Genomic DNA, 11791 nt, shown 5'->3' on the forward strand with positions numbered 1-11791 from the left:
CACAATAACAGACCGTTTTTTTTATCGAAATCACATATTCGAGACTTTATAGTAAACAGTTAGCTCGGCCAGTTCTGGCTTAGATGGGCATTCCATATTTTTTTCATCATAATCTCAAATATGACCTGGTCTTTCTTTGATACCAGTTTAGGTTCTTTACCTTTATACTTTTTGAACAACACTTGGTCGGGCAGGGCTAGGATATTTGCAATTTGGGTGTAGGCGAGTTTGGAAGAGGAATCCGAAGCAAAAAAGTACATTTTTTTGTTTGTCATCACTATGGTCCCTCTTTTTATTAACTTATAACTTGAATAGCCTCGATCTGAACGCAATTCAAACCAGTCGATGTTGCTTTCCTCGTATAAGCATATTTCATTTTTTATAATCTCTTGATTTGTACCCCATTGCTGGAGAGGTTCTTTCTCGAGTTTCCAGTAGGAAAGATATTTATTGAGCATTTGTTTACTATGAGCGGGAAACTTGATGTTACGTATCTCTAGTGACTGCTCTAGCTCATGAAATTCACGGTATGATATTCTTTTTTTTGCGATAAAAGGCTTGGCCAGCGAATCAACGAATTGTGTATTCCTTTTATCTTTTATTCCTTTGAGTATGGTATCACCGATGTCAAAAAACTGAACTAATTTATTGAAATGAGCAAAGTCGTTGTTATCCAACATAGAGTTTTTAAGTAGTTTAATGTATTCTCTATCGATCACATCAATGCCTAATTTTTGCCGATAATATGTTGCTGTATGATCGGCTATGAGTAACAAAGATTGTAAATGTCTAATGTTATCTAATTCAAATTCACTGATGATCCCATTTTTACAGCATTCATTGATATAGGTGATATAAAATTCCTCCATATTCAACCCGAAGCTTTTGTATACGTTGGTTCCATACTTTGATACGATCAGCTCCATGTCATGGATGCTGACCGATTCTATTGGTTTATTTGCAAAGAGGTTATTGATTTCAATTACACAATTCTCATCCGGCTCTTGCTTGAACCAACGTTGCAAGAGACTTTTCTTGATGAGCGGTTTCTTTTCAAATATTTCCTTATTCATATTGTCTGTATTCTTCATATATGGGATCATTCCAGTTGCATACACCACCATGCCAGGAGCAGGCCCCTCGACCTCGTGCGTCAGATGTAGTACCATCACAGCATCTTGTCACATAACCAATCACTCGCTTCCTTAAGGGATTGATTACATTATACAATTTTTCGGCTGCAGTTGACCCAAGCTCCATCGCTCTGTTGAGGTCGTTGACAGCTGCTTGTGGTTGTTTTAATTTTTGATAGCATATAGCTCGCCTGTAGTAATGGTCAGCGTCCTTATTGTGGGCTATCAAGTTATCCAGCTTTCCTAACGCATCGCTATAATTGCCTTGTTTGATAAATAGATCAATCTGGTTGGATCGTAACGTGTTTCTCTTGTTGGATAGCTGGTCTATTTCATCGCCAAACTTGGCAAATGTATTTGCACGATCAATCAGTGTGAGCGATCGGTCAATATCTTTAGTAGGGGCTACCAATAGTTTTAAATAATAGTTTAGACTATCCTTCCGGACAGCTTCATTCTTCTCCTCCAATGCTTTCTTTTGTTGAGCAGCTAGCGCGAGCTGTGCTTTTTCCTTTTCTTTTTGTAATTGGAAATGATGGCTGGCAATACTAACAGGGATTGAAAAGACGATAAGAAGCGCCGTAATAAAAAGTTTTACCTTGGAGTCCAATTTTACTCGGAGCACGTTTTCCCATTTAGCCTGAGTTGGGGGAATAAAAAGCGAAGAGATTGACGCCAAGATCAATCCAGATAGCAAGTTGTTAGCGAATACAAAGGCAAACAACATAATGCAGCTGGATAAAACGATCTGCCATAAAGGGAACTTCTTTGCCTGCTTTTGGTCACTAGTTCCATGGAAGATATCCTTAAATATTTTTTTATCGGGTGATATCAGTCCACTTACGTATCTTCTTTTCATAGTTTTTGAATGTTATTTTTCGCCATGATAACGAATATGCTTGCGATACTAAAAGAAGAAATATCGCTTAAGAATCTTGTTCCCAAGCGATAGTTAAAGAATAATTATAGTGAAAGCATGTATTACTCATAATTTTTCAGTGTATCTGTTATTTCTTGCCGATAATTATAGATTTCATCCAAGGAGGTCAACAGCTTTCTAACACCTTTGTCCTTACCTTCTGGGAATACTTCAAGATATTTATTAGTCGAGTTGAAGTGTAATCGAGCCAAGGGTTTGCGGTTATTGTCATCGAGTAGGATACCAAAATAAGATTGCGTATCGCGAAAAGCTATACGAGAGGCGGGGACATGCTCACGCAAGATCGCTTTTACGATCTGTGATCCCTCAATTTCCTCTTCTGTTGTAATTATTTTGATCTCGTTACTGATGTTCTCGTCAATTGGCGCCACTTCAGCAGTCGCTTTTTGTGGTATCGTCTCATTGATACTTAAAGCAGTTTTCAATCTTGAGCTGATGGATTCATTGATCGATGACGAAAGCGCTTTCTTGGTATATTCTTTAAAAGCAGCCATTCTGGATGCGATCAGAGGTTTGTCGAAAAATCGGTTTACCAAAAGCTTGACTAGTTCATCAGATGGCTCCTGAAGTTCTTTTTCAAACTCTTTTCGGATCGCTTTGATATATTTTAGTCCTTCTGCGGAATCCAGTATTCCCTCTAGGTGGTAACCATTTTTGGTGAACTTCTCTAGGATTTTGATATTAGAATCTTTGAGATTGTTGAGATCCAAGGTAAAGAATGGTTTCTCATCCATGATATTCGGTTTTTCAAGATCAGCATAAAAATTATAGATATGTCCATTTGTCAACACGCCAAATCGAGCTTTTGATACATGAAAATAACGGTGCAACTGTGAATTGTGTGCATCAGCAGTTTCTTTCCAGTGCTTACATTCGATGATCAGTATCGGCTCATTATCTTTTTTGATGACATAGTCTACCTTTTCTCCTTTTTTAGTCCCTATATCACATATAAATTCAGGTATTACTTCCGTTGGGTTGAATATGTCGTATCCCAAAATTTGGATAAAAGGCATTACAAAAGCATTCTTGGTTGCTTCTTCGGTACTGATTTGATCTTTAAGGTTGCCTACACGTTGATGTAGCTGCTCCAGTTTGAGTCGTAGATCGTTTTCCATCATGTTAATAATATTTGATTATGACCAAAGTTAAAGAGAGTCCTTCTGAGAAATTTACGGGTTCCCGTAAACAGAAAATAGGCTAGCTATCATGTTAATTGACTTAAGGCAAGAACAGTTAGCCTTTATGGGAAACCGTAAAAACAAGCTCCTGTGGTGATATAACTTTGTATCCAATTATTAACTGAAACAACTTAAATACAAAACTATGGCTTGGAATTTTAGAAGACGTGTAAAGATCATTCCCGGAGTACATCTGAATTTTAGTAAGAGCGGGATCTCAACCTCAATTGGTGTAAAGGGAGCAAGTATGACATTTGGGAGCTCAGGTACCTATTTAAATGCGGGAATACCAGCGTTGGGAATTTATAATAGGCAAAAGCTTTCTGGTGGTGGCTCCCAGCCGCATTCGCCAACCGTATTGCCTCCGTCCCCTGCGTTAGTGCCACCTATTTCTCCTATAGAAGAACAAAACCAGCATCGCGGTAATATTTTTAGTGCTGATATCCATGAAATAACGAGTCAGGATATGCAAGGTATAAAGGAGGCAATTCTACTTGCCAGGGAACAACGCCTATCCTTGGAAAAGGATCTCGCGGAGATCAATGCTGCGGTCAAATCCACCAAGAATAAAAAATTGATAAGCTATCTTTTGATTTATGGATTGATCAATAAATCTGTACCCGAGCGATTGAACAACGATCTTACTGCTCAACAGGAGGCGATCAATCAAACCCATGAACAAATAGAAGCATCTTATGTTGATCTGAAGGTCGATTTTGAAATTGAGTTAAAACAGAAATATGACGCGTTGGTATCGAGCTTCCTTACTCTATCAAAGAGCCATAAGATCTGGGATGTGACAAGTGCACATTACGAAGATCGTGTCGTTACCCGTTCATCAGCCAGTACTATAGTGAGTAGGACAGATGTGCGTTTCGGATTGAAGTCAATTCCTGAATTTAAGTCAGAGGTGAAGGCATTGTATTTTCAGAATGCCAACGGAGCAGATCTTTATATCTATCCGAGTTTCATCATTATGTACAGTAAAACCAAGGAGTTTGCCATTATTGGTTTGAACGAAATTAGCCTTCAACAACATGCTGTACGCTTTACTGAAACACAAGGGGTGCCAGCTGATTCAAAGACGATTGATATGACTTGGGCTAAAGTCAATAAAGACGGTAGCAGAGATAAGAGATTCACTGGAAATTATCAAATACCAGTGGTACGTTATGGTGAAATCAAGCTACGAACAGTCACTGGTGTCAATGAAGAATACGAATTCAGCAACTACGAAGCTACGGAGGCATTTGCAAATGCCTTTATGGAATATCAAAATATGGTTAGTTTATTGGTATAGTTTAAAAATAACTATTAATAGAGATATACGGTTTTCCGTAAGATTAAACGAGATGGGCGAGCTATGTTTGTTTTTGTATTAATATTTAATAATTATGTCAAAAAGACCCATTGGAACTACGGCAAGTACAGGACAAACTTGCCCAGAATCAGGCGTGTGGAAAGTTGTTGGAAGTCCTTCAACAACAGCACCAATTGCTAAAGGCAATACGATGCCTCCTTATGGAGGAAAAGCAGTAACGTGGCAATTGATTAGCTACGCGTAGCATTTGTGGTAGATCACCTCGGTGATCTACTTTTTTTCACCTCCCTATTCCCGCCATTCACCGAGTTTTCACGATCGTTGGTCTAAAGCCCGTAGGCTAGGGGCGTATTGTGTTGTAGTTTTGAGTCAACAAATAAGAACAGATAAACTAACACAATAAAATAAAGACATTATGAAAGCATTAGTAAAAACATTCGCAGCAGCAGCCTTAATTGGAGTATCAACATTCGCTATGGCAGCCGAAGGACCAGGTTCCAAATCAGCAAAAGCAAACGTTAACCTTTCCACAGCAGACTTTGCCTTTGAGCATTATGTTGCAGTTACGACAGAAGGCGAGTCGGCGGGCGTAGAGCAGTTATTTGCCGAAGATTTCAGCCAAAAGATCCAAACTTCCAATGCACAGTCTCATAGCCGTGAAGCAGTGGTTAAATCCTTGAAAAAACAAAAAGGTGAAAAGCTAAACTGTACAGTAACTACAGACATCATCGAAGAGTCAGTAGATTATATGATTGCCAAAGTAACTTTGAAATTTGAAAACTTCACCAAGACAGACCTTGTGACTTTGGTACGTGAAGGTAATAGCTGGAAAGTATCCAGTTCAGTCAACTCCTATAAATAGTATCTAATAATTAGTTGTCAGCTCGGTCATACCGAGAGCTGACAACTAGTGAATCATATGTTTATTTAAGGCCACGTCGTGAGATGTGGCTTTTATTTTTTCGTATTATTGTGAGTTGATAGCTATACCTATGGAAAAGAGATTATATAAATAATTAAATGAAAAAAAACAACAGTACTCGGGATTCTTATATAATATTGTTTGATCTTAGTTTCTATTTATACTATTGTAGATTTTATTAGCGGGTATATTAAGTGGTCTGAAATTCCTTCACATGTATTAAATCTTTTAATACGATTTTTTGGTTGTATTTTTATTGTTTTAATTTTTTATCTAATATTCGTTAAACTGTTTCGAGTTAAATAGATTTTTAGTTGAGTAATATGGAACAATACGATATCAAATGGCTAACAGATAGATTTGAAAATGGAGATACGTTCAAATTTATTTTCTTTTGGGGGCATACAAATAAACAAAATCAGGAGATCGGAAAATTTATATTCAGCCAATGGTATGAAAGTCCGTTTACGGTTAATAATATAACCTACAAGACTGCAGAACATTGGATGATGGCCCAAAAGGCATTACTTTTCGACGATAAAAAGAACTTTGAGAAAATCATAAACTGCAATAAACCAGGAGAAGCCAAAGAGTTGGGGAGACAGGTTATTGGTTATGATGATCGGATTTGGAATGAGAGAAAGTTTGAGATCGTCAAGCTCGGAAATATACATAAGTTTAACCAGCATCCTGAGTTAGCCATATATCTGTTGAATACTGAAAGTAGAATACTAGTTGAGGCAAGTCCTGTCGATACCATTTGGGGTATTGGAATGTCACAAGATGATAGTGATATTGAAAATATCTATTGTTGGCCGGGGCAAAATCTGTTGGGTTTTGCATTGATGGAAGTACGGGATTTTCTGAATCAAATCGGACATTTTGAACCGCTTAAAAATGCTCTGCTGCCACCCTGGTCTAAGTTTCCAGATAAAGACGCTATGGATATGTTTTGGAGAATGGGGGCAGGAGAGGAATATATCACCGAATTCTCCAATTATTACGATAATTTGAATGAGCGTGAAAAGACAATTTATCAATTAACTAACCCACAATCCTATCAATGGGAAAGTTTTTATTCCTGAGGATGTTAAGTACATTCCGAAAGATTTTTCATTAAAATCCAATAAAAGATGCCCCAATATTTAGATCTATACTTTTTAGTTGATAATCGAAAAACAAGTACTATTCGTGATTTTTTTAACAATTATGCCTTTATAAAAAAAGAGCTCGCTGATGAGTATCCAATACCTCAGTTTTCTGACTTTGTCTATCAGACCTTTTATTCAGATAATCACCTGCTTGAATATCTGGAGGGGCGTGTTGATTGTGATTATATTATATATTGGCAGAATCTTAATGAAAGATCAGATATTTATCAGTTTATGGTCCAATATACCAGTGATGGTAAGATGATTGTAGGTATTACGGTAAAGGGTACAGAACCATCAGACACCAAGGTTACTTCCACCTTTAAAGAAATGAAAGATTATTTTAACGCCTATTTTGGATGTATTACTTCGGAAGAGGCTCCTCCCGAAACAAGCGAAGCGTTTAAGCAATTTTGTAGGATAAGATATTCTCATTGAGCTCAGTTCAGTTGTATTCAAAGTTTATTACTAGTGAATCATATGTTTATTTTAGGCCACGTCGTGAGATTTGGCTTTTTGTATTTTGGAATAACATTGAGTCGTTAACGAATTTCTATTTCCCATTCCATCTCGCTCATTCGTTCTTTGATGAGTAATAAGGTCTCCAAAACTTGGCCAGACATGGGAAGCTTACCATAGACCAGCATGCTGAAATCATCATTATAAATTTGCTCAAAATGGAGTAACCAGTTTTCTTCTAAGTCGCTAAAGAATAAACTTTCTATGGGGTGATATCTGAGCCATTGGTTATTATTTCTTAGACTTTTTGCATCTCGGTTAGCGACACTAAGCATCATCTCAAAAAAACGATCTGATCTAAGGAAATCTTGAAATTCCTTGTAGTGTAGTAATTGGTGGAGATCATACATATGCTTAACTTTCTTTTTCAAATCATGTATAGGTGTTTCGGAATACGAAAACCGAACTAGGCTCATGATCTTTTCACAGAAAGTTCGATAATGGTCGAGTACTTTTACTTCAAAGGGAAGTAATGAGCATTTTTCTATTAAAGCATGTTGATTTGTCTGTCTCAATGCTTCTCCGATATAGGAATTAACGAGCAATTTGCTACGGGGTCTATCACAGCCTAGCCAACTGTAGTCGATAGTAACAAGATTCTTTTCAGCGCAGTAGCTTTCAATAGTTGTATGATAATAACTATGTGCTGTCTTACGGTTCATTCCTCTTTTTCTTGTGAGACCTTCAATATTAATTTCAGGTAGTTCTTTGGTAATGATATTGCTGATCTGTCTTAATTTCGATTTAAGTCGGCTGTCTGTTTCGCCTTCGTTTCTTGAGATAACAAGATCAATGTCATGTGGTATGCGTTCTATCAATTTAAAACACTTCGATAATGCTACACCACCTTTAAGTACGACATCTTCACTAATCGGTTCTTGGTTGAGCAAGAATAGGGTGTAGGTTTGCCAATAGTCTTTTTCTATTCGTGTTGGGGGAAGGCCGAGGAGATCTGATGTAGATTGTAATATTTCCTGAAATAGATTTTTGTCTTTATGAAGGTTCATATTGTTTTTTTGAATTTAAACAATTTTAAAATCATAAATATTTGATTATTAAATGAGTTGTATTTATTTAAATAAGTTTTGTTATTATCTTTTTGGTTAATTATTTGTTTTTAGTATTTTAGGCATCGTAAGCTATTATTTTCCTTCTAAAGGACAATTATCGAAATTATTTGTGCCTCAATACAAATTGAGGATGGAGAACTATTAATCTTAATTTCAAAAATGCATGCTATATACGAATCAATGATCTTTCATCATTCACTATGGTGTGCCTAATGTTATTTAATATGAAAAGTAATTTAAAAACTATTGACGATGCATTTATTGTGCATTATAGAAAACTTCTCGAAATACAGAAAAATGTATTTCGAGAATGCAAAGAGTATAATTTTGATTTGAACAGTAATGAGATTACGCAAGCCATACATGACCGAATGTCCGCATTTTGGGATTTTCATGTTTACAATGCGAAACAAATATTGGACCGTAGAATCAATACCGGTGGAGCTGATTTCTTTACTGAAACATGTCTATTATTTCTAAAAGCATATTTTGAACAGAAATATAATGTTATCGTGACCTCTGAAAAGAGTCTTTTAAAAAAAGGTAATTCTATGCGACCAGATATCTCTATATGGACAGAAGGTTATGGAGAAGTCTTGGCTGTTATTGAGTTAAAAGTAAATGACGGGTGGAAAGGAAAGAACATTATGGCACATTTAAGAGATAGGGAGGAAAAAATTAAAATATTGTATCCTAACTCATATTTTGGGGTAATTGCTTTCTGGAACTTTTTTGATGAAAGTGATTTGAATTTGGATTGGAGGAATAAATATATAGGACTTTATAGATACGACCGACATGATAGACATGAGAAAACTAATGGCTATGTTGAAGACATTATGAAAAGTATAGAACTTACATTGCCCGCATATTTATCGAAAGAAAAAGAAACTGTTGCAGTTTAACGAAGGTTTCGTCTTTTATTCCTAAACAATATTTCGGATATTTGGACAAAGGCCAGTTTTTAGTTAAAAGATTTTACCATGTCCGATATCCAGCAGTTAATAGCAAAGATCAGAGCATTCAGAGATGCCAGAGATTGGGAGCAGTTTCACAATTCCAAAGATCTTGCAGTGGCATTGAGCATTGAAGCTTCCGAGCTACTGGAATTATTCCTGTGGAAAGGAAATGAAGATGCCAATCCCGATAAGTTGAAGAATGAGCTTGCCGATGTACTGATGTATGCCCTTCTGCTTGCCGATAAGCATGGACTTGATGTCAAGCAGATCGTGGAGGACAAGATGAAACTCAACAACGAAAAATACCCAGTCGAAAAAGCCAAGGGAACCGCAAAAAAATATAACGAATTATAATGCCGAAACAGTTTCAGGTTATTCCATATCAGTTTGATTCACAATTAGAGTATACGTTGCTCCAACAACATCGTGATTACCTGTCGTGGCCCATCGTTTATTTTTTACAGAATAAAAAGGAAGCCTACGTCGGTGAAACTACAGATGTGGTTACCCGGATGAAAGCACATCTTAAAACCGAAAGAAAACAGGATCTTAAATCCGTATCCCTGATATTGAGTGATCTATTCAATAAGTCTGCGACTTTGGATGTAGAGTCAAACCTGATCCGTTATATCGCTGCCGACGGTCAGTTCAACTTGCTGAATGGCAACCTGGGCATCTCTGATCACAAGTTCTACCAGCAAAAGGAAGTCTACTGGGAACTGTTCCGCGATATATGGTCCGAGTTGCGGTCTCTCGGTATCGCTCGCCATTCTTTGGAGCATATCGATAATTCTGATCTGTTTAAATATTCTCCATACAAGAGTCTTTCACGCGAACAGACCAATGGCTTGAAATTGATTCTCAATTGCTTATTGGATGATCAGGCTAAGATCAGTCTGATTCATGGTGGGGCTGGTACCGGCAAATCCATACTGGCGATTTTTCTGTTTAAATTGCTGAAAACTGATCTCAAAGATTTTAATCGGGCCGATTTTGACGAGTCTGACGAAGAACTGTTCCAGCTTGTTGAATCAGTCCGGCAAAAATATGGTGACCTTGAGATGGGCTTAGTTATCCCAATGCGGTCGTTTCGCAAGACAATCAGCAATGTCTTTAAAAATATAAAAGGATTATCCTCAAAAATGGTCATAGGACCAGCCGAAGTCGCAAAAAGAAAATATGATCTCCTTATCGTCGACGAGGGACATAGATTACGTCGATGGAAAAACCTTGCTGCCTATTATGGTACATTCAGAAAAGTCTCCCAACAGCTGGGATTCGATGAACTTACCTGTTCCGAACTAGATTGGATCGAACTGCAGTCTGACAGATCAATTATATTCTATGATGAATTTCAGTCTATCAAGCCATCTGATGTCGATGCACAGCGCTTTATTGATCTTCAGCTAAAAAGTAGCACGAGAATTGAGCGCTTGCTTTCACAGTTTCGTGTCAGAGGTGGGGCACCTTATATGGATCTTATTTATGGGGTATTTGCAGACAATACGACGGTCACACCCAAGCCATTTGAAAGTATCCATTACGATTTTAAGCTTTTTGATGATCTGGACGAAATGGTGGAAACCATCAAACGTAAGGATGCTCAGGATGGGCTCTGTCGTATGGTTGCTGGCTTCGCTTGGGAATGGATCTCAAAGAATGACCGGACACTAAAAGATATAATAATTGGTGAGAGCCAGTTACAATGGAATAGTGTAGAAGTTGATTGGGTAAACTCAGCCAATGCCACTAAAGAGGTTGGGTGTATCCACACGACACAAGGTTATGATCTGAATTATACGGGACTGATCATTGGGCCGGAACTGGACTATGACTTTAATACGAATAGCTTTGTCGTTTATAAAGATAAATACAAGGACAAAAACGGCAAGATTTCCATTACTGATCCAACTATTCTTAAAAATTATATCCTCAATATTTACCGTACAATCCTATTCCGCGGCATTCAGGGAACCTATGTCTATGTCTGTAATGATAACCTGAGAACGTACCTTTCCCAATTCATCAGATTGCAGCAAGCGCAAGACGTAGAGCAAAAGGATGAGCTGGTGATCAGCGATGATCCTTCGGATAACAGCATTCCATTTTATGACTTAGCCGTTGCAGCGGGTAGTTTTTCGGAGTTGCAGCAACATGGAAGTGTTAAGCATATACAGTTAGATGGAGGGTACGATCCCCAACACTATTTTGCTTGTAAGGTGGTAGGAGAGTCCATGAATAAGGTTATTCCCAATGGTTCGATCTGTTTATTCGAACGCTATCAGGGCGGCTCTCGAAACGGTCTGATCTGTCTGGTTGAATCCAGTAGTTTTGAAGATCGCGATTTTGGAGCCAATTATACCATTAAAGAGTATTCCAGTAAAAAGACCATTACCGATGAAGGCTGGCAGCATCAGGAAATTATTCTTTTGCCTAAATCAACGGATGACTCTTACAGTCCAATTGTATTGAAAGATGAAGAGACTGTAGATCTTCAGGTGATCGGTGTATTTAAAATGGTATTGTAGGTAAAGAAGGGAATTTAGAACTGTTATTTTAATACGATAGATTGTTTTGTTGTAACAAATATTTACT

The 11791-nt window shown here is 37.5% G+C and carries 12 protein-coding genes; 8 read left to right on the forward strand and 4 right to left on the reverse strand.

The annotated features are described in order from the left end of the window. Window positions 1–59 precede the first annotated feature (59 nt). The 3 genes from DFQ12_RS14525 to DFQ12_RS14535 form a co-directional block, all read right to left on the reverse strand. Window positions 60–1073, reverse strand: coding sequence for a hypothetical protein (locus tag DFQ12_RS14525; protein WP_147420421.1), 1014 nt, complete (start codon window positions 1071–1073; stop codon window positions 60–62). Continuing rightward, window positions 1066–1992, reverse strand: a complete 927-nt coding sequence (locus DFQ12_RS14530) for a tetratricopeptide repeat protein (RefSeq protein ID WP_120259774.1) — start codon at window positions 1990–1992, stop codon at window positions 1066–1068. The genes DFQ12_RS14525 and DFQ12_RS14530 overlap by 8 nt, the downstream gene beginning before the upstream one ends. Before the next feature lie 122 nt (window positions 1993–2114). Further along, the gene (locus DFQ12_RS14535; protein WP_208642556.1) at window positions 2115–3194 is read right to left on the reverse strand and encodes a type I restriction endonuclease; all 1080 of its coding nucleotides are present in this window, start codon (window positions 3192–3194) and stop codon (window positions 2115–2117) included. Window positions 3195–3399: 205 nt separating this feature from the next. Between DFQ12_RS14535 and DFQ12_RS14540 the strand changes: the two genes are divergently transcribed. The 5 genes from DFQ12_RS14540 to DFQ12_RS14555 all read left to right on the forward strand — a co-directional run bounded on the left by DFQ12_RS14540 (window position 3400) and on the right by DFQ12_RS14555 (window position 7086). Next, window positions 3400–4554, forward strand: coding sequence for a DUF4236 domain-containing protein (locus tag DFQ12_RS14540; protein ID WP_120259775.1), 1155 nt, complete (start codon window positions 3400–3402; stop codon window positions 4552–4554). Window positions 4555–4648: 94 nt separating this feature from the next. Further along, window positions 4649–4819: a hypothetical protein gene (locus DFQ12_RS28170; protein WP_167457284.1), complete on the forward strand. Its 171-nt coding sequence runs from the start codon at window positions 4649–4651 to the stop codon at window positions 4817–4819. A gap of 171 nt (window positions 4820–4990) precedes the next feature. Next, window positions 4991–5437 carry a nuclear transport factor 2 family protein gene (locus tag DFQ12_RS14545; protein WP_120259776.1) on the forward strand — a complete coding sequence of 149 codons (447 nt, stop codon included), beginning with the start codon at window positions 4991–4993 and terminating at the stop codon, window positions 5435–5437. Between the two features lie 383 nt (window positions 5438–5820). After that, window positions 5821–6582 carry an NADAR family protein gene (locus tag DFQ12_RS14550; protein WP_120259777.1) on the forward strand — a complete coding sequence of 254 codons (762 nt, stop codon included), beginning with the start codon at window positions 5821–5823 and terminating at the stop codon, window positions 6580–6582. 48 nt (window positions 6583–6630) lie between these two features. After that, the gene (locus DFQ12_RS14555) at window positions 6631–7086 is read left to right on the forward strand and encodes a hypothetical protein (protein WP_120259778.1); all 456 of its coding nucleotides are present in this window, start codon (window positions 6631–6633) and stop codon (window positions 7084–7086) included. A gap of 104 nt (window positions 7087–7190) precedes the next feature. Here DFQ12_RS14555 and DFQ12_RS14560 read toward each other — a convergent pair whose 3' ends face one another. Then, complete coding sequence (locus tag DFQ12_RS14560; protein WP_120259779.1) at window positions 7191–8174, reverse strand: nucleotidyl transferase AbiEii/AbiGii toxin family protein; 984 nt, start codon at window positions 8172–8174, stop codon at window positions 7191–7193. Between the two features lie 287 nt (window positions 8175–8461). Between DFQ12_RS14560 and DFQ12_RS14565 the strand changes: the two genes are divergently transcribed. The 3 genes from DFQ12_RS14565 to DFQ12_RS14575 all read left to right on the forward strand — a co-directional run bounded on the left by DFQ12_RS14565 (window position 8462) and on the right by DFQ12_RS14575 (window position 11724). Next, a complete protein-coding gene (locus tag DFQ12_RS14565; RefSeq protein ID WP_120259780.1) occupies window positions 8462–9142 on the forward strand; it encodes a hypothetical protein in 681 nt (226 codons plus the stop codon). A 78-nt stretch (window positions 9143–9220) separates the two neighbouring features. After that, window positions 9221–9550, forward strand: coding sequence for a nucleotide pyrophosphohydrolase (locus DFQ12_RS14570; protein ID WP_120259781.1), 330 nt, complete (start codon window positions 9221–9223; stop codon window positions 9548–9550). After that, window positions 9550–11724, forward strand: coding sequence for a DNA/RNA helicase domain-containing protein (locus tag DFQ12_RS14575; RefSeq protein WP_120259782.1), 2175 nt, complete (start codon window positions 9550–9552; stop codon window positions 11722–11724). The genes DFQ12_RS14570 and DFQ12_RS14575 overlap by 1 nt, the downstream gene beginning before the upstream one ends. Window positions 11725–11791: the final 67 nt, after the last annotated feature.

Source organism: Sphingobacterium detergens (assembly GCF_003610355.1).
GTDB classification, from domain to species: domain Bacteria; phylum Bacteroidota; class Bacteroidia; order Sphingobacteriales; family Sphingobacteriaceae; genus Sphingobacterium; species Sphingobacterium detergens.

Excerpts from the sequence above, each read along its gene's own strand:
- DFQ12_RS14560 (WP_120259779.1), bottom strand. The coding sequence starts at position 8,174 with ATGAACCTTCATAAAGACAAAAATCTATTTCAGGAAATATTACAATCT.
- DFQ12_RS14550 (WP_120259777.1), top strand. The coding sequence starts at position 5,821 with ATGGAACAATACGATATCAAATGGCTAACAGATAGATTTGAAAATGGA.
- DFQ12_RS28170 (WP_167457284.1), top strand. The coding sequence starts at position 4,649 with ATGTCAAAAAGACCCATTGGAACTACGGCAAGTACAGGACAAACTTGC.
- DFQ12_RS14565 (WP_120259780.1), top strand. The coding sequence starts at position 8,462 with ATGAAAAGTAATTTAAAAACTATTGACGATGCATTTATTGTGCATTAT.
- DFQ12_RS14530 (WP_120259774.1), bottom strand. The coding sequence starts at position 1,992 with ATGAAAAGAAGATACGTAAGTGGACTGATATCACCCGATAAAAAAATA.
- DFQ12_RS14525 (WP_147420421.1), bottom strand. The coding sequence starts at position 1,073 with ATGAATAAGGAAATATTTGAAAAGAAACCGCTCATCAAGAAAAGTCTC.
- DFQ12_RS14570 (WP_120259781.1), top strand. The coding sequence starts at position 9,221 with ATGTCCGATATCCAGCAGTTAATAGCAAAGATCAGAGCATTCAGAGAT.
- DFQ12_RS14540 (WP_120259775.1), top strand. The coding sequence starts at position 3,400 with ATGGCTTGGAATTTTAGAAGACGTGTAAAGATCATTCCCGGAGTACAT.
- DFQ12_RS14575 (WP_120259782.1), top strand. The coding sequence starts at position 9,550 with ATGCCGAAACAGTTTCAGGTTATTCCATATCAGTTTGATTCACAATTA.
- DFQ12_RS14545 (WP_120259776.1), top strand. The coding sequence starts at position 4,991 with ATGAAAGCATTAGTAAAAACATTCGCAGCAGCAGCCTTAATTGGAGTA.
- DFQ12_RS14555 (WP_120259778.1), top strand. The coding sequence starts at position 6,631 with ATGCCCCAATATTTAGATCTATACTTTTTAGTTGATAATCGAAAAACA.
- DFQ12_RS14535 (WP_208642556.1), bottom strand. The coding sequence starts at position 3,194 with ATGATGGAAAACGATCTACGACTCAAACTGGAGCAGCTACATCAACGT.